Below are 17343 nucleotides of genomic sequence, written 5' to 3'. Positions count from 1 at the left end.
CATGAGAAACCAAAGTATATTATCTATTGTTAACCTGATAAAAAGTGGAAATATTATTTACGAAAAAGCGATATCCAACATAAGAAGTGAAAAGATGGCAAAAAATCTTTTTGATATCTACACGGTAAAGAAATGTGCAGAGTTAAAGTTACAATCTTTAACTTACTACTCAAAAATACATCAAGAACAGATACCCGCTAGTTATACGATAAATGCCAGAGAGCGCTGTATTGAAGCGGAAGATAAAAAAGGTAAAAACAATCAAGAGCTCTATTTAAAGCACCTAGAAGGTGTCGAGACAAAGATCATTTCCGACATTGAATCACTGCTAGAAACTAACCCTGATTTAGAAGGGAGAAGAAGATTAAAAGTGGTAAAAAATGAAATGGAATCATGTCGAGACCAAATACACAACATGCGTCATAATTAGTTATTAGCGAATGATGGTTGGAAATCAGAATCAAAGAAAAGGCTTATTTTAATTATTATAAATCAACTGAAATTATAAATACTACTGAGATAAAAAGGAGTAATGATATGTTGTTTAAAAAGGACAATGATCCCCTTGAGGTAATTCACTATAAAGGCATAGAAAAAATACTATGTACATTGAAAGATCACTACTTCTCATGTGTTGACCTAATTGAACAGAAAGCACATGGGAACATTGCAAGAGCTGCAAATCGATTTATAAAAGTTGAACGTTCATTAATAAACGAAGTAAACACCAAGTTCTGCATTAACAATGAAGTTAATGACAATGACATATTGAGTCAGCCCCCTGCGTTAATTGTTAGTTATAACGATATGTACCAGAGTAATTTAAGCCTAATTTCTTACCTCAAAAACACTATTAGAAAGTTTAACAATCAACATATGTCTGCTTTTTTCTCCTATTGGGTTGCGGCGTTGCAAGTTGAAAATGATGAGATAGCAAAGCATTTGTAACAGATATAACCCATCTAAAATAGATACGATTAATTAACTTGAGAAGAGAATCAAAGCCTACAACACAATCATTAAACAGTGGGAATAATCTAGGTTTAATTCTGATCTAATTCTGACATCACTCAAAATAAAAAGCGTCGAGGCATATTGCCTTGACGCTTTTTTACGAGAGGGACCGCTATGTTATTCTAGGAAGCGTCATCGACAGCCCCAGTCATCATTCTAGACAGACTTTTACCGCCTTTGGGATCAAAATCAAGTGTTCTAATCGGAAACGGTATTGTCATTCCAGCCTCTGATAATGACTCTTTAACCGCTATAATACCGTCGTGCTTTGCGTCCATATAACCAAAACCTCCTGGGTACTCAATCCAAAACCAAACCAATAAGTTAACGCTACTATCAGAAAAGCTTGAAGCGTAAACCGTCGTATCTTCTTTCCGACTAACATAAGACTTTTGGTTTATCGCTTTGGTTATCACCTCAGCGGCTCTTTTGGGACAGTCTGAGTAGGAAATCCCCACAGGGATCTCGACCCTTCTTCGTCCTTTTCGACTGTAGTTCGTCAAAATATTTCGGAAAACCATCTTATTGGGAATCATGACGTGTTGACCAGAGAACGTTTCAACCAGCGTATTTCGTAAGTTTATTTTGACTATGGTACCCATGACATCGTTGGAACCAACAACATCGCCAATTTTAAAAGGTTTACGAATACTCATTGTAATACCTGAAATGAGGTTCTCAGTCATATCTTGAAAAGCAAAACCGATAGCTAAACCTAGAATACCGGCACCGGCAAGCAACGATGTAACCGTACCTTGGAGCCCAACAAAATCTAACGCGACAAAAAATCCAATAGTAACAATGGTAACCTTAACAATAGAAGCCAGTAAGTTAATGACTTCTTGAGAGTCGACAACTCTATTGCTCAATCTTTTAAACAACTTGCCGCTTATGTTGGCAACAAAGATAAAAATAAGAAACGTAACAAAAGCAACAATCAGGTTAGGGATAAGTTTAATTGCTTCAACTAACCAATGCTCTAACTTACCCTCTATCAGATGCTGAAACTTCTCTAAGTTAAAAGAGAGATTCATTTCCATGGTGTCTCCTTCTTATTCAATATGTGGATTATTCAATACATTCATGGAATACAAACCGTTAAGGCTTGCTTATCAATACTTATCTCCAGTGAATCAGCCGAATACGTCTCTCCATCAATCACGTATGAAATAGGTCGGTCAGAATCAATTTTAACGAGCTGTGCCGAAGCATAAGTAAAGTAACTAGCCTGTTCTTTCGCTCCAAGACTCGATAACAACAGATCAGATAGAGCGATAGCTCGTTTACTAAGTGAATTTGTGTTTTCCAAATAGGTAATATGCAGCTTCCCATCATCCGGCCTAGGAGGCTGTCCCCCTTGAGCAAGCACAGTACTAAAAGGGGAAGAGTTCGCCACGACCAAACTTTGTAGTTTCATACTTTGTGATGGTTGGTCATCGATTGAAATTTGAAAATGTTGATTATCGTCGGTGATTACTGCATTGAAGAACCCAGTCAAATACGCGAATTGCCCTTTTTCATTTTTTTGTTCTCGATGTGCGTAATCGATCATCTGTTCTTCAAACCCAATACCAAGAAGCAGTAATATTGGTTGTTGATTACAGAACGCCAGATCGATTCTTTTTGAGTTGCCAGATAAAATAGCCTCACACGCTTTTTCAACAGGCGATATTTTCGAGGTCAATCCATAAAGCATATGACATAGAGCGTTCGCGGTACCCAAAGGTATAATCCCGAGTTGTGTATCAGTCTTCCTAACTTGCCTTGCGACTTCACTAACCGTCCCATCGCCACCTGCAACGATAATATGCGCAGTATTCCGGTCTTTGGCCTGCTTAGCTAATATTTCTGCTGATACTTCTTGGCTAGTAAGAAAAATATCTAAACTGTACTTTCTCGTAAGTTCACGAATAACCTGTTGTTCATTCGCCAACCATTTACCACCACCTGCAACAGGGTTGGCAATAAGGCAAGCTTTATGGCCAAGAGTGAGCAAACCTTTATCACTGATTGCTTGAAGTGTTTTCAGTTGTAGATGGTTCAATTGGGCTGTACTTCGCACGTCGTTAATACTTTTCAAGACCTGCTCTACAGTAAGTGACGGATTTTTTGCTAAAAGATAGGCAGCTACGACAAAGACAGAACGTCCTCGACCGAGAGCACAATGCACAACAACCGATCTAGATTGATTGATTTGGGTATCGATCCAATTTATAGCATGTTTAAGCTTATGCATTTTAGGGACTTTATGATCAAGAACCGGGGTGTTTAAATAGCGAAATTGATCACCGGTCATTGCACTTTCTAAACCAGAAAACTCAGCTGTAACATCTACAATACAATGGATGTTTTGAGATTCTAAGAACGATAAATCTGAAGGGAACAAACGACGAGATACATATAAACCTTTTCCAACCTTCTGTATTGGTTCAACTTTATCTCTTTTAATTGCCCATGCATTGTACAGTCGAACACCTAAGAAGAATGGAATGAAGATCCATCTAATCCACCACACTATTTTCCCATCGCTAGTCTTCCTAAATATTGACGGCATATCGAAGATGTAGGCAACACTAACGATGAACATCGACAAACTACACCAGGCAAAAACACCACGGATTATTAGCTGTGGTATAAGAGCAGCAGCAAAAAAACAAGCTATAGCAAGAAGCATATAATATTTAATAATAAACATGTTACGCCTTAATTTATCCGTGAATTTAAATATATTTATCCGTAAATTTATCTATCTCTAAATTAAATAAAAGAAGGGCTCAAGAATGAGCCCTTAGCTTGATAACAAAGCAGTTTTATACTTATTTAAAGAATTTGATTACTTCGTGATTCAAGCAACCTCTTTTTCATATTTACGAGCTAATGTTTCTTTTTGTTCAGTATCTAAGACTCGACCTGCGGTTTGAAAAAAACGCTGCTCTTCTTCTTCTAAATGATGTTCAACCTTATCTTTTAATGTTTTCATTAAAACAAGCCAAGCTGGTGAAGACATCTCTGTATCATCGAGTTGAGCGAGTATTTTGTCGATTCCATGATGTTCAGCGATTCCATGTCTAGTCATGTCAATGGATTGATCACTCTCGATCAAAGGTGCATAAAAATGGCGCTCTTCTGCAATCGCATGCTTGGTTAACTCATTCTTAAGGTTAACATAGAGTTCTTGCCTAGCTTGTGTGTCTCCCGAAGTTTGGAGTAACGCATCCATCAAAAGTCGTTGCTTTTCATGACTGTCTTTGAGCACATCAAATATATTTTTCATGTCTAATTCCTACTTCATTGGTTTACTTTTATGAGGATTTTGGCATCTCATTGCACTCTAGATGACAGTTCTAGCAATCTTCATCTTTCGCATCTAAATGCTCTTTAATATTTTCACAGCTATCTTCTATTGCGTTTTGAGTATCCTCTACAGCCTCATCTACATTTTCCCCGGCTTGTTCCATCGGACCTTCATCACTACATGCCACAAGTGCAAATGTAATACCCACAATAGTTAAAAAACGGTAAGCGTTCGATTTGATGTTCATATAAACTCCTAATGTTTGTTTTTATTCAGCAACATAATTACCACTGAAACCAGTAGTGATATTGCAAATATATAAAATATGATCTTTGCTACTGTCGCAGCAGCCCCAGCGATACCACTAAATCCCAATAGGGCGGCAATAATTGCGACAATAAAAAATATTAGCGACCAGCGAATCATCGTTATTCCCCAATTTTTAATAAATTACCAATTGTAGAGAGGTTAAATAATATTTAATTTATCCACCACTTTCTCTACATTCGGGGTATTATTTGCTATAGATAAAGCTAAGTCGTGTTCACTGCTTGATGAAACTGAACCTTTCAAGATAACCACACTGTTTTCGGTTTTAACTTGAATATCGCTACCACTAACATTGGTATTCATTAATAAACGAGTGATTACCAGTGTCTTTATGTGAGCATCAGTCAAAGCTTGTACGGCTGCGGGTGTTTTTTCTTTGTCTTCATCAATCACTGTAAGTTCGTTTTTTACAGACTTAACGTCATCTAGGCTTAGCACTAACTCTTCTGCCAAATCTTTCTCTGTTTCATTTTTAACCGAGCCAGTTAAAGTAACCACTCGATTTTTAACGTAGGTGTTGATGTCAAATGAGTTTAAATTAGTATTCAGTAATAAAGTCGTTTCTGCTTTTCCATCAATCCACGCATCGAAAGTTTCTTTTTCCCACATGCTATTAGCAAAAACAGTTGATGAAGAAGTTGCAATCAAAGTAGCTAATAATATTTTACTTGCAGTATTTCTCATTAATTATCTCCTCTAGTTAACTGACACTTGTACAATTGCAACCAGCATGCCAACTTTTTAACTGACTGAAAATAAAGGATTTACACTTTAATTTTGAAAATTTACCATTGGTAAAATAATCGGAGGTGTATTAATTACACGAGTATTTTGTAAAAATTATCATCAATGGAGATCCTAGAATAATTAATATCAATACTATTAATTAGCCACTTCTACTATCAGTAATATTGTAACTACATTGAAAAGGTGGCGTATAGTAAATGATAGATTCGTATTTGAAGGACATCATGTTATTATCAAGGTCGTTTTCTGTCGTACAAAAAAGAGAGTTAAATCATGTCATTACCGACACTGTTTATAGAGTTAAAAGATGAATTATTGCGGTCTAAAATAAACTCTCTAGATGAATTATCAAGCTTTGAAATAATTCAAAGTACTATGGATGTTCATTGGATTGACAAGCTACAACAACTGCAACCAGATACTGCTATTGTTGAAGTCTCTCGATTTACTAACGATGATTTTAAGTCCTTATCGAGTGCAACAGGATTGGACGAAATGGACTTGATTATTATCAGTACAGGTACGCCAAACAAAAATTTAGACATGATGATGAACCATGGCGCAATCTTCCATTATAGAAAGCCCGTCGACATGCAAATATTGGAAGATACCCTTGCAGACTTCAGTCAATACTTCCTCCAGAAGCAAGAAGAAGGGCGTAAAGTGTCCACCAGCGATTTAGACCAGTTCGGTATGTTAGTCGGTTCTTCTAAGCCCATGCATAAGCTGTATCGAACTTTAAGAAGAGTCGCGAAGACTGACACCAATGTTTTGATTGTCGGCGAAAGTGGGGCAGGTAAAGAATTAGTAGCACAAACGATTCACCTTGCCAGTGATCGTAAAAACCAACCTTTTATTGCGATCAACTGCGGTGCTATCAGCCCTGAGTTAGTTGATAGTGAATTATTTGGTCATGAAAAAGGCGCTTTTACAGGGGCGAATCGCACACACCAAGGGGTGTTTAGGCAAGCAGAAGGTGGCACATTGTTTCTCGACGAAATCACCGAAATGCCACTTGAGCACCAGGTCAAATTACTACGAGTTTTAGAAACAGGTGAATATCGCCCTGTAGGCAGTAATGCAACGAGTATCGCTAATACTCGAGTCATTGCAGCGACAAACCGAGATCCACAAGTCGCTATTGAAGAACAGTTTTTGAGAGAGGATCTCTATTTCAGGTTGGCTCACTTCCCTATACATGTCCCTCCATTGCGTGAAAGAGGCGACGACATCGTCGGCTTAGCAAAACATTTTATTGCTCATCGCAACGCAAATGAAACCACTGCGAAGACCATTTTCACATCAGCGCTTCAAAAAATATCAGCCCATGCATGGCCAGGGAATGTCAGGGAATTAAAGCACTGTATTGAAAGAGCTTTTATATTGGCAGATGAGACTATTAAAGATGAACACCTAATTTTTGATACTCCTCCTTTAGAAACAGGGACTACCGTTGAGGATATGGTTCCGGCGGGTGTTTCTCTCGAGAAGATTGAGAAAGCGGCGATTATCAATACGCTCGAAGAAAATGAAGGCAACAAAAAGGAAACAGCACAAGACTTGGGAATCAGCATCAAAACGCTTTATAACAAGCTCGATAAGTATCAAGAGTAGTAATACTCATATCTGATGTTGCTGTGTGATCAAAATATATACAGGCGATCGTTAATTTGCAGTTGATGTTTTGCTTTTCCATGAAAATTTAACAGTGGAGGGTGAGCCCTCCACTGTTAAATTTTATGCTGCATTCACCGATGTCTCGGTTCTTTTATCTTGGTCAAAGAATTCTTCATGCAACGCGCAAATCGCTTGTTGATACTTGTCATCACTCACAACAAATTGCACATTTACGTTTCTCATAGACGAATGTAATGCAATAGGCGTAACACTATGGTTCATCAAAGCCAATACACCATTAGCGAGCGTTTTATTGGTATCAATTTGAGAACCGATCGCTGAGATTATAGCGACCATTCGACCTGAAATAGATGCCTGAGGGTAACGTTTCTCAGCCTTATAAGACACCTTGTTTAAACTCTCGGTGCTACCACCTAGATAATAGGTAATAGAATTGGCGTTCATCTCTTTACCAATAAGGTTCACTCTAGCATCTGCGATAATCTCCATTAACTCATAACTAACATTGTCCGCCTTACCGACCATTCCCTGGTCAAAAACATGTAACGCATATACCTTCTGTTTTCCGGCAATGATCTCAATGTGATTCGTGTCTGGTCGGTAATCAGAAGAAATCAGTGTTCCCTCATGTTCTGGCTCGAAGGTGTTTTTGATTTGCAGTTCTATGCCACTTTCTCGTAACCCAGCAGCCGCATTAGAGTGAATAGCTTCCATACCAAGGTTAGCCAGTTGATCGGCAACATCATAATTAGTTGCCCCAATCGGTTTAACCGAACCTACACCAACGACTTTTGGGTCAGCCGAACTAAAGTGATACTCCTTATGGATGATCGCCAATGATGCCTCAGTAATAGTAGCGATACGACTAAACGTCATCTCACTGTAACCACGATCATAAGTATGCATCAAACCTTCTTTGCAATACGCATAACCAGTTACTATGGGAAGCTCCTCAGTAACATCAATGTCAGAGAAAGCCTCTCTAATCGTATCGTCCAAACTTTGAGGGGTTATGTTGTCCCAACCAGAAAGGTCAACAAAGGTCGAATTTATACCAATGTTTTTTAATTTAAGAGCCGTGTTGTATGCACTATGTGACTCTCCAATTGAAGAAAGAAACTCTCTAATCTGTGGTAAATAATGTCTCAGTGAAAACTGTCCGTATTGGCACGTTTCAAGAATGTTAGTAATACAGTTTTTGGCTTCTGAAATACGAGACCGGATGAACTTATCTGCTCTCATACGATTCATTGGATCCGCAAAAATATGCTCATTGGTCAATAGCATGCGGCGTTCAATATAAGATAGAGCATCCTTCCACGAATCGTCACGCATCGCTATCAATTGATAGACACCAGGCTTACCTGTTTTTTTACATTCCAACAATGCATCCGTCATACCGCTGTAAGCGGACACAACAAAGATTCGGTTATAAGGATTTTGAGGGCGGAGAATAATATTGTCGAGCACAGCATCAAATGCTGTCATTGATGTACCGCCGATTTTTTCTACGGTAAATGTCATAAAAGACCTTTTGTTCTTGAAGAGATTAAAGACTAAATAATAGGGAGCGGGGTGAGATATCACCCCTGAATATATGGGTTAATCAACGAGTGGATAAACGCCGTTTTCATCGTGTACTTCAGCGCCAGTAATTGGTGGGTTAAACACACAAGCCATTGTCATTTCTTTGTTTTTATATGCGCGTAAATAATGCTCATCATTCTTATCTAGGATGTACAACGTACCGGGTTTGATTGGGTAAGTTTTACCACCAACGACTTCAATCTCCCCTTCACCACTCATACAAAACACAGACTCCAAGTGGTTTTGGTAATGGATATGTGTTTCTGTCGCTTCGTAAATTGTTGTGATATGAAAAGAAAATCCCATATTGTCATCTTTCAATAACATGCGAGTGCTTTCCCAGTTATCCGATACAATACGTCTTTCACTATTACGACATTCATCAAGTGTTCTAACAATCATTTTACTCTCCCTATTACGATGCTTTCTTGAAATGCTTGGTTGCTACCACTTCAACTGAGTCTTCGAAAATAGTTAAACCTTGCATCAATTCCGATTCTGAAATGGTTAATGGACAAAAGAACTTCAAGATTTCATCGTTTGGACCTGCGGTCTCAATTACCATGCCCTTGTCAAAACACACTTTTGCAATCTCATCAGCTGTGTTCCCATCTTTACATTCAATGCCAATCATCATTCCGCGTCCCTTGCGTTGAACAAATAGCTCAGGGAAACGCTTGAGATTGCGTTGAATGACATCATCGACCATTCTTGAGCTACGTTGAATATGATTTTCAAAATCATCATTTGACCAATACATTTCTAACGCTTTAGCAGCAGTAATGAACGCATGGTTGTTACCACGGAAGGTGCCGTTGTGTTCTCCCGGCTCCCACTTGTCTAGTTCAGGCTTTAATAAAACCACAGCCATCGGTAAGCCATAACCACTTATCGACTTAGATAGCGTAACGATATCTGGTTTTATACCTGAAGGTTCAAAGCTAAAAAACGTTCCTGTTCGACCACAACCGGCTTGAATATCATCCACAATAAGTAGGATATCGTGGGCTTTACAGATTTTGCTTAACTTCTGTAGCCACTCATTTGAAGCGACATTTAACCCACCTTCACCCTGAACCGTTTCCAATAAAACGGCAGCAGGTTTATCCATACCAGCGGAATTATCGGTTAACATCGTTTCAAATAATTTTAAACCATCGATTCCAGCGTAACCTTCAAATGGCAAACGCGTAACGTTGTTGAGATTTGAGCCCGCACCTTGCCTGTGGTGTTGGTTGCCTGTAGCAGCCAATGCACCCGCCGTACAACCATGAAAACCATTGGTAAATGCAACAATACTGCTTCGACTTTTTACTTTTTTCGCCAACTTAATCGCTGCCTCAACCGCATTTGTTCCTGTCGGGCCGGTAAATTGAACTTTGTAATCTAATGCTCGAGGTTCCAAAATAAAGCGACTAAGAGCTTCTAGGAATTCAGCTTTGGCTTCTGAATGCATATCCAAGCCATGTGTAATTCCATCCATTTCAATATACTCAAGTAAAGCTTGCTTAAGTATTGGATTGTTATGACCGTAATTGAGAGATCCTGCTCCAGCAAGAAAATCGAGGTAACGATCACCTTGTTTTGTTTCAAGCCAGCAGCCTTTTGATTTAGCAAAAGTGACTGGAAAACTATTCGAGTATGAACGTACGTTAGATTCCTGCTTTTTAAAAATATCCATGATAAGGCCGTTATTTGATTCCTATAAGTTAATGATTATTTAAGGGGTATTCGATACAAATACTCAGTATCGTGCAGCCCTTTAAAATGAACATTTTCATCTAAGAAAGTGGTCACTTTTCCAGTGCTACTATTTTTTGCGTCTAGCTTTTTAAAGAGTGCCCAAGACGCTTGATTTGACTTAGTAATGGTTGTTTCAATAGCTTCTATACTCTTCAGCCACTCTCGACGAAGTAAGCTGTTCAACATCTTGTAAGCTAAAGAGTGACCTCTAAATCGAGGAGCAACTGCAACTTGCCAAATAAAGAGAACATTAGGCTCACTCGGTTTTTGATAACTCGAGATAAAGCCCGCAAGCTCACCTTTGTTCTCAACCAAAATACAAGTTTTACTAAAGTGAGTGGATTGCAAAAAATTGCAATATGACGAGTTGGTGTCTAGTGGTGGACATTCTGAAATCAGTCGATAAATGTCGTTGCCATCTGAAGCTTTGGGCTCGCGAAAACTCCATTCTTCACTCGTTTTTTCTATCACTTCTGGACACAACACCCAAGGCGCTGATGTAATCATACCGAGAAATTCCTTTGAACTCTAATTAAATTCCTTTTTATTATGAGCATTTACCCCCTACTAAGATCAACACCTTAACTTTAAAAAACAAAAATTAGTGATCTGTATCACATTTAATAGCGGTCAGCATGAATTAAATAATACTTTGAGTTCTAATGTATTTGATCGGTGGAGATCTTAAGAAAATGTCTTTAACCGAATAAGCGTCAAAAGAAGGTTAGAGTCATTAGTAAATTATGTGCTCAGATTGCCAATCAAGCGGCATAAATCACCAACACTCTCAGTGTTGAACATTCTATCGAGTAGATAACAACGCTTCGAATGGCAGTGACTCGCTATCCACTATTAAAATATCGGCCTCAAAAACAAAAAAACCTAGCGAGAGCTCGCTAGGTTTCTTATCTAACATATCGATGAATAATGAACTCAGAGGAAACGAGTCCAGAAATATCAGCTTGGAAAAGGTTTACTTCAAGGGATCATTGTCAGGCAATGCTTTATGTATCCATAGCGCCAGACGCTTTTTAATGTTTGCCCCATCAAGCTTACTTTCTGGTAACGGCGTGATCTGATTTACTTCAACAAGAAACAAGTACACCGCTTTGACCTTTATTGGTTGAGATGAATGTGGCAAATCAAAACCTTGCAATTTAGCCATTTTAAAACCGACCTCAACTGCTTTTTTCACTAGTTTATCTTCATTAATGATCTTCGCGGTTTTCGACATATTATCTCCATCACCTTTCCGAATAAGCATTGAGTATACCAAACAGAATGGTAGACAAGATTACCGTGCTCTCAAATCGAAAAACTCTTTCTGATAAATAGAAAAATTTGATCCACTGGATAGGAGCTTACTCGAATTTATTTTACATTGAATACTGATAAGCAAATGGGCTCTTAATCATACGTTCAATAAATGAGATCCTTAGTCAAGAAACTGAAAATGGTGCAACATTTGGCTTACCATTCTAAAGAATACGAAATATTATGGTTGGTATTTAAATGATAATTCTTCATAGACAGACCAATAAACCACTGTTATTTAACTAGTTTTATACTAAGCTGACTGAGATCATATTTACAGTCACCTGTAACGAAAACTTATTTACAAAACACTCATTAAGAAAATAGAATAAACCCACTAATTTTATAATGGTGTTAAAAATGCGTTACCTTTGGGCTTCATTCTGTCACAAAAATCCAATCCTCGGACGAATCGTTCACATCACGATTATGTTAGTAGCGTTAGCTTCTCTCGTTACCCCGTTAATGTCGACTGACGCTACAACTATCTTAGTGTCGCTGTGTGTCGCTTTGGTATGTATTGTGCTTTTTGTTTTCTTCGCACTCAGCGACAAAATGCGTTCAGGTATGCATTAATCACGGCCTTAAGTGTCAGCAGTACGGACAATGAATCAAATGTAAAAACGCCCAAAGTTGTTCGCTTTGGGCGTTTTCAGTCATTGGGCTTTATTTATAGCCAATCCAGCTTACACTAATCGTAATCATAGATTGATCATTCAAGCTTATGAAAAATATCAATAACCACGTAGAATTTTCAACTGACGAATTTGACTGATCGAAGAGTTCAGACTTGTTCTCAGTTTGTCCTACATCACTTGTGATGGCTTGTTGAATATTATGGGTATTCAGAAACAGAAAAGATCAATCTGGCATCACTACGATACCCATACTTTCAAGCAGTTGCTCTTGCTGCCACGCAACAATTTTAACGCCTGTTGTATCGACTTTTCTTGGGTCTAACCCTTCTAATTCAGCATGGCATAAATTGGCACCTTGCATACTGAATTGCCCCCATACGTCTTCCGAGAACACACCACGGCTGAGATCAGACTCTTTCAATGACGCGCCACCAAGGTAAGTACCTATCCAACGATTCTCAAATAACTCACACTTCTCTAAACAAGCTTGTTCAAAATTCGCGTATGACAGGTTACAACCTGTAATATAAGCAGAACAAAAATACATTCGATTGCTGACTTGGTTAGCAAAATTAGTGCGAGTGAAGTTCGCCCCTTTCAAATCGCAATCACGTAGCTCAATACCATAGCAATTCGCGTTACTAAAATTCGCCATCGCCAACTGGCAATTCTGGAAGCTTGCATCTCGTAAGTCGGCAATATCAAAGTGGCATCCCTCAATATCGCCTTGCTCAATAAATTTACAGTTAATGAACGTTGCATCACGTAAGTTCGAACGTCTGAAATCACAACGGATAAACGTGCAGGCTGTAAATGTAAGCTCTGATAAATCTTGCTGAGCAAAACTGTGCTGATGATAAGTGCTGTTATTGGTGTCCATTTAGCCCCCTAAAGAAATTAAGCTAAGACTACCATTGCGATCTCAAGAAAACACCAAATTAAAAACCAACAAAAACAGTAACTTAAAATACCCTGATTTAGCCATTTTAAGGCACCAAACAAGCCCTTTAAGGTTGTTATTTTCGATTTATAGGATGTGCTTATCTTGAAAAAAGTTTTGTCGCTTAGAAGTGCCAATAAGAGAAAATGTTACTTTGACGGAACGAGTCAATTATTGACCGCGTCCTAACGCGCTAGACTGGACGGTTGGTATGTTGCTCGTTACACTATTCCTCATTCTCAGCATAAAGAGTAAGAACAATGAAAGACATGCGACAAGCTATGCTCGATGCAGGGTTTAGCCTTATTAATGAACACGGGTTTGCTGGTGTTGGCCTGATGAAAATCATCAACCAAGCGGAAGGCACGAAGGGTTCTTTTTACCATTACTTCAAATCCAAAGAACACTTTGGTGAGATCCTTCTTACTAACTACTTTGATGAGCATCTCGCTAAGCTAGATGACTTTTTAAGTGATGAGTCGCTTTCTCGTCGTGATCGCGTTAAAGCCTATTTCGAATTTTGGTGCGCGTCGAAGTTGACTGAAGACTTCAATATTCAGTGCCTTGTGGTAAAACTAGCCGGAGAGGTAGCAGGAACAGCTAATTCGTTACAATCAACCATGGCAGAGGGTTCAGAAAAGATAATCCTACGTATGGCTAAGCTATTCGAAGAAGGCAATGAAGCGGGTGATTTCAATATCGTAGATCCTGAATCACTATCTCGCACGCTTTATGGCTTATGGCTGGGCTCTACGCTAATGGCAGCGATGCAGCGCAACCGTTCGATTCTCAACAATGCCATGGAAGAGACATTGCTTGCGATGAGTTCAAAAAATTAACCCGCTCCTACACACTAAAAGGCTCGCTTTATATAGCGAGCCTTTTTGTTTTTCAGGCTTGTTCTTTTTCTACCTAGGCTTCAGCTTATCACGTGATCGATTCGATTATCCCATCCGTGGCGCTAAGTTATTGGCTTTAAGCAAAGCATTGAGTACTGGGTCGATATGTTGAAAGAATTTGAGCCACCCTTTACACAGGTAATTTAGCCCAGCCTCACCATCACGACTGTTGATAATTCGGTTCTTAGGGCACTCGCCATGACAAGCAAATTTGAACTCACAAGTTTGGCACTGTTTGGGCAACGACTTTTGCTTCGCGAATCCAAAATTTTGCTGAGCAGGCGAAAACGCTAGCGTCGATAGCGGCTTCTCATGAATATTACCTAACTGAAACTCAGGAAAGACGTAATGATCGCACGAATACACATCGCCATTAGGTTCAATTGCTAACCCTTTTCCACAGATCTCACTCAAGGTACACATGGTGCTTTCTCTGCCCATCCATACTCCGACAAAATTTTCAAAGTACGGCACTAATATTTGTCCAAAATCGCGTTCGAACCACTCATCAAAAACCGTCGACAGAAACTCTCCCCATTGCACTGAATCGACACTCCAAGGTTCAACCTCGCCTGATACGGGAATGATCGCTTGTTGGTTGCTCAACCATTTATTGTTGGTATGAGCCTCACGCTTATCGACCACAGGAATAAACTGCAATTGCTTCGAACCCACTTCATCACGCAGAAAGCGATAGACCTCTAATGGATATTTTCCTGTCACATCATTCACGCAGCTTAGGGTCGCGAACTCGACGTTATGCAGCTTCAAGTAGCGAATGCCACGCATTGTTTGAGAAAAAGTGCCTTTGCCTGCACGGTTGGTCCGGTAGTGATTGTGTAAGTGCTCTGGGCCGTCAATGCTCACACCAATGATAAAGTCATTCTTTTTGAAGAACTCACACCACGCATCATTCAGTAACGTGCCGTTGGTTTGAAGGTCATTGCTAATCTTGCTGTAGCTAGGACAATATTTTTTCTGCAGCTCGACGACTTTTTGAAAGTACTCAATCCCCAACAAGGTAGGCTCTCCACCGTGCCAAGAAAAGATAATTTCAGGCGTATTCTGCCCTTCTATGTACTGCTTGATATAACGATCTAACAGAACTTCATCCATCGTATATAGAGAGCCTTTTGGGTATTCAAGCAGCTGCTGTTTTTCTAAGTAATAACAGTAGGTGCAACTGATATTACACACCGCCCCAATCGGTTTTGCTAGCGCTTGAAGCTTGCTGTGTGCTTTGCCATTGAACTGCGGAACTGAACTCAAATTTGATAGCGATAATGTCGTCATGAAAAGTGCCTCGATGTAAAGTTATTGTATTAGCCAAAACAATTCGTAATTCCTTTACACGGTGTTCATCGGCCAACCAAGCTTAATGGCATTAGGTTGGCCGAGTGGTTTTTTTCCTCTATTTCACGTTTTCAAACGGGTTCCACGCTTCGTCAACTGGGACGATATTTTGCGCTTTTTCGTATTCTTGATATTCAGCGACCATTTCAAGGAACAGATCTGGCATTTCATTTCTCAAGTCATGTTGCTCAGCTGGATCTTTCTTGGTGTTGTATAGGTGCCACTCACTGTCGCCGCCCATTCCCGTAGAAATTCGGATAATCTTGTAATCACCTTTAAGCAAAATCCCGCTACCAAACAATTCAAATGGAATCGCATTGTTGGCACTGTGCACGTCTGCCGTTTCCCCTTTGAAGTAAGGCAACAAGCTCACACCACTCATCGGCGCCACTTCTCGACCTTGATATTCCGTTCCTGGATGATCAACCTCTGCAATCTCAAGAATCGTGGCTGCAATGTCCTTCACTTGGGATAAGTCGTCTGTCTGAGTTCCCGGTTGCAACGCATCTTCAGCGGCTAAAAGCGCTTTGGCTGGCTTAACGATAAATGGCACACGGATACCGCCCTCTGCTGTGTAAGCTTTGTACCAAGATAGGCCACCGGTTGAAGCGCTTGCCCACTCAGGACCAAGTGACACACTGGAGTTCGCCTTACCTAAGTTTTCAGTCGAATTATCGAAATGATGAGCAGTCCACGTTCGGATCAAATCACTGATATTTTCACCGGTAATATCCGCCGCTTCTGGGCCATTATCCGCTAGGTACATGATGTAAGTATTATCGTATTCCCCGATTTCTTTCAGGTAATCGACTATCTGACCCACTTGCTGGTCCTGCATTTCCATCATGCCCATCGCGACAGCCATTTTCTTGCCGTACCACTTTTGTTCTTTCTCAGAAAGCGAGTCCCAAGGGCGGCTTAATGCGTTACGATCTGAAATATCGGCGTCTTTTGGAATCACGCCCATCTCTTTCATGCGTTGGAAACGATCTTCTCGAACAGAGTCCCAACCATGCTCGACGTAGTAATCAACTTTATCTTGATAGGCAGACTCAGGCGCTTGCAATGGCAGGTGAATACCGGTGAATGGGACGTAAGCGAAGAAAGGCTTACCGTCGTCTTTTTTGCTGTCGATCATCTTGATGATCTCGTTGGTGTAAACTTGGTCTGAGTACTCGCCTTTGTACTTGTCCTCAACCACTTCACCGTTACGGTAAGTTGGCTCAACTTCGACGCCGGGAATATCCCCTTTTTGCAGCGCATCCGCTGTCGCGGCATTTTTGGCCGGGAACATCATATCTCGATTAAAGTGATTCGAGCCGCCCGCTAAGATACCGTAACTCTCTTCAAAACCTCGATCGTCAGGTAAGAAACCATCGTCGTGCCCCAAGTGCCATTTCCCAGAGAGGTAAGTGTTATAACCACTCTCTTTAAGCAGCGTTGCGACCGTAACCCCTTTCTTGGTGAGGTAACCTTCATAACCCGGCTTGCCAATCGCACCCGGATAGACAGCATAGTCGAAGGTGCCTAGCCCAACCTCGTGGCTATTTGCTCCGGTTAACATCATAGAGCGCGTTACCGATGAGGTTGGTGACGCGTGAAAGTTAGTAAACTTAACCCCCTCTTCAGCCAGCGCCATTAGGTTTGGTGTATTGGCTTCTGAGCCATAAGGCTGAGTATCGGCAAATCCCACATCATCGCCAACAATGACAACAATATTCGGTTTTTCTGATTCTGCGGCCAGAGCAGCACTGCTTGCCGCGGCCATTGCAGTGAAGACTAAAGATTTCTTGAATGTCTGCATAAGACGTTCTCCAATTTCTGTGATTAACTTTTTCAGTAATT

The 17343-nt window shown here is 40.1% G+C and carries 19 protein-coding genes; 5 read left to right on the top strand and 14 right to left on the bottom strand.

What is annotated here, in order from left to right:
• The first annotated feature begins 1 nt into the window (after position 1).
• Together ACFI6G_RS04330 and ACFI6G_RS04325 are read left to right on the top strand one after the other, a co-directional pair.
• On the top strand, positions 2-430 hold the full coding sequence (locus ACFI6G_RS04330) for a DUF2383 domain-containing protein (RefSeq protein WP_016800436.1): 429 nt from the start codon (positions 2-4) through the stop codon (positions 428-430).
• 107 nt (positions 431-537) lie between these two features.
• Positions 538-948 carry a hypothetical protein gene (locus ACFI6G_RS04325; RefSeq protein WP_010431943.1) on the top strand — a complete coding sequence of 137 codons (411 nt, stop codon included), beginning with the start codon at positions 538-540 and terminating at the stop codon, positions 946-948.
• A 188-nt stretch (positions 949-1136) separates the two neighbouring features.
• Here the strand turns inward: ACFI6G_RS04325 and ACFI6G_RS04320 are convergent, their stop codons facing one another.
• From ACFI6G_RS04320 to ACFI6G_RS04295, 6 genes are all read right to left on the bottom strand, one after another.
• On the bottom strand, positions 1137-2054 hold the full coding sequence (locus ACFI6G_RS04320; protein WP_010431946.1) for a mechanosensitive ion channel family protein: 918 nt from the start codon (positions 2052-2054) through the stop codon (positions 1137-1139).
• Between the two features lie 41 nt (positions 2055-2095).
• A complete protein-coding gene (locus ACFI6G_RS04315; protein ID WP_010431949.1) occupies positions 2096-3709 on the bottom strand; it encodes a diacylglycerol kinase family protein in 1614 nt (537 codons plus the stop codon).
• 150 nt (positions 3710-3859) lie between these two features.
• The gene (locus tag ACFI6G_RS04310) at positions 3860-4288 is read right to left on the bottom strand and encodes a hemerythrin domain-containing protein (protein WP_016767331.1); all 429 of its coding nucleotides are present in this window, start codon (positions 4286-4288) and stop codon (positions 3860-3862) included.
• A 70-nt stretch (positions 4289-4358) separates the two neighbouring features.
• Positions 4359-4556, bottom strand: coding sequence for a hypothetical protein (locus ACFI6G_RS04305; protein WP_016793243.1), 198 nt, complete (start codon positions 4554-4556; stop codon positions 4359-4361).
• An 8-nt stretch (positions 4557-4564) separates the two neighbouring features.
• Positions 4565-4735: a DUF1328 domain-containing protein gene (locus tag ACFI6G_RS04300; RefSeq protein ID WP_010431958.1), complete on the bottom strand. Its 171-nt coding sequence runs from the start codon at positions 4733-4735 to the stop codon at positions 4565-4567.
• 42 nt (positions 4736-4777) lie between these two features.
• Complete coding sequence (locus tag ACFI6G_RS04295) at positions 4778-5323, bottom strand: BON domain-containing protein (protein ID WP_010431961.1); 546 nt, start codon at positions 5321-5323, stop codon at positions 4778-4780.
• Between the two features lie 336 nt (positions 5324-5659).
• Between ACFI6G_RS04295 and ACFI6G_RS04290 the strand changes: the two genes are divergently transcribed.
• Positions 5660-7000, top strand: coding sequence for a sigma-54 interaction domain-containing protein (locus ACFI6G_RS04290; RefSeq protein WP_010431963.1), 1341 nt, complete (start codon positions 5660-5662; stop codon positions 6998-7000).
• Between the two features lie 123 nt (positions 7001-7123).
• Here the strand turns inward: ACFI6G_RS04290 and ACFI6G_RS04285 are convergent, their stop codons facing one another.
• The 5 genes from ACFI6G_RS04285 to ACFI6G_RS04265 form a co-directional block, all read right to left on the bottom strand.
• Positions 7124-8548, bottom strand: a complete 1425-nt coding sequence (locus tag ACFI6G_RS04285) for an aspartate kinase (RefSeq protein ID WP_016793244.1) — start codon at positions 8546-8548, stop codon at positions 7124-7126.
• Positions 8549-8626: 78 nt separating this feature from the next.
• Positions 8627-9013: an ectoine synthase gene (locus tag ACFI6G_RS04280; RefSeq protein WP_010431969.1), complete on the bottom strand. Its 387-nt coding sequence runs from the start codon at positions 9011-9013 to the stop codon at positions 8627-8629.
• 13 nt (positions 9014-9026) lie between these two features.
• Positions 9027-10292, bottom strand: a complete 1266-nt coding sequence (gene ectB, locus ACFI6G_RS04275; RefSeq protein ID WP_462710149.1) for a diaminobutyrate--2-oxoglutarate transaminase — start codon at positions 10290-10292, stop codon at positions 9027-9029.
• A 35-nt stretch (positions 10293-10327) separates the two neighbouring features.
• Positions 10328-10861, bottom strand: coding sequence for a diaminobutyrate acetyltransferase (gene ectA, locus ACFI6G_RS04270; RefSeq protein WP_010431975.1), 534 nt, complete (start codon positions 10859-10861; stop codon positions 10328-10330).
• Between the two features lie 466 nt (positions 10862-11327).
• Positions 11328-11588, bottom strand: a complete 261-nt coding sequence (locus tag ACFI6G_RS04265) for a DUF5062 family protein (protein ID WP_010431978.1) — start codon at positions 11586-11588, stop codon at positions 11328-11330.
• Between the two features lie 440 nt (positions 11589-12028).
• Between ACFI6G_RS04265 and ACFI6G_RS04260 the strand changes: the two genes are divergently transcribed.
• Entirely contained in the window at positions 12029-12244 is a 216-nt protein-coding gene (locus tag ACFI6G_RS04260) for a hypothetical protein (protein WP_010431981.1), read from the top strand.
• Between the two features lie 285 nt (positions 12245-12529).
• Here ACFI6G_RS04260 and ACFI6G_RS04255 read toward each other — a convergent pair whose 3' ends face one another.
• Positions 12530-13186, bottom strand: coding sequence for a Qnr family pentapeptide repeat protein (locus ACFI6G_RS04255; protein ID WP_010431985.1), 657 nt, complete (start codon positions 13184-13186; stop codon positions 12530-12532).
• Between the two features lie 320 nt (positions 13187-13506).
• On the opposite strand from ACFI6G_RS04255, the gene ACFI6G_RS04250 reads away from it, so the two are divergent.
• Complete coding sequence (locus ACFI6G_RS04250) at positions 13507-14085, top strand: TetR/AcrR family transcriptional regulator (RefSeq protein ID WP_010431988.1); 579 nt, start codon at positions 13507-13509, stop codon at positions 14083-14085.
• Between the two features lie 105 nt (positions 14086-14190).
• Here the strand turns inward: ACFI6G_RS04250 and ACFI6G_RS04245 are convergent, their stop codons facing one another.
• On the bottom strand, positions 14191-15438 hold the full coding sequence (locus ACFI6G_RS04245; RefSeq protein WP_016769001.1) for an anaerobic sulfatase maturase: 1248 nt from the start codon (positions 15436-15438) through the stop codon (positions 14191-14193).
• 118 nt (positions 15439-15556) lie between these two features.
• The gene (locus ACFI6G_RS04240) at positions 15557-17302 is read right to left on the bottom strand and encodes an arylsulfatase (protein ID WP_010431995.1); all 1746 of its coding nucleotides are present in this window, start codon (positions 17300-17302) and stop codon (positions 15557-15559) included.
• Positions 17303-17343: the final 41 nt, after the last annotated feature.

It is taken from the genome of Vibrio sp. PSi01 (assembly GCF_054960695.1).
Note: the sequence above shows the minus strand (reverse complement) of the source record. Positions and strands in the feature narration are given on the sequence as shown.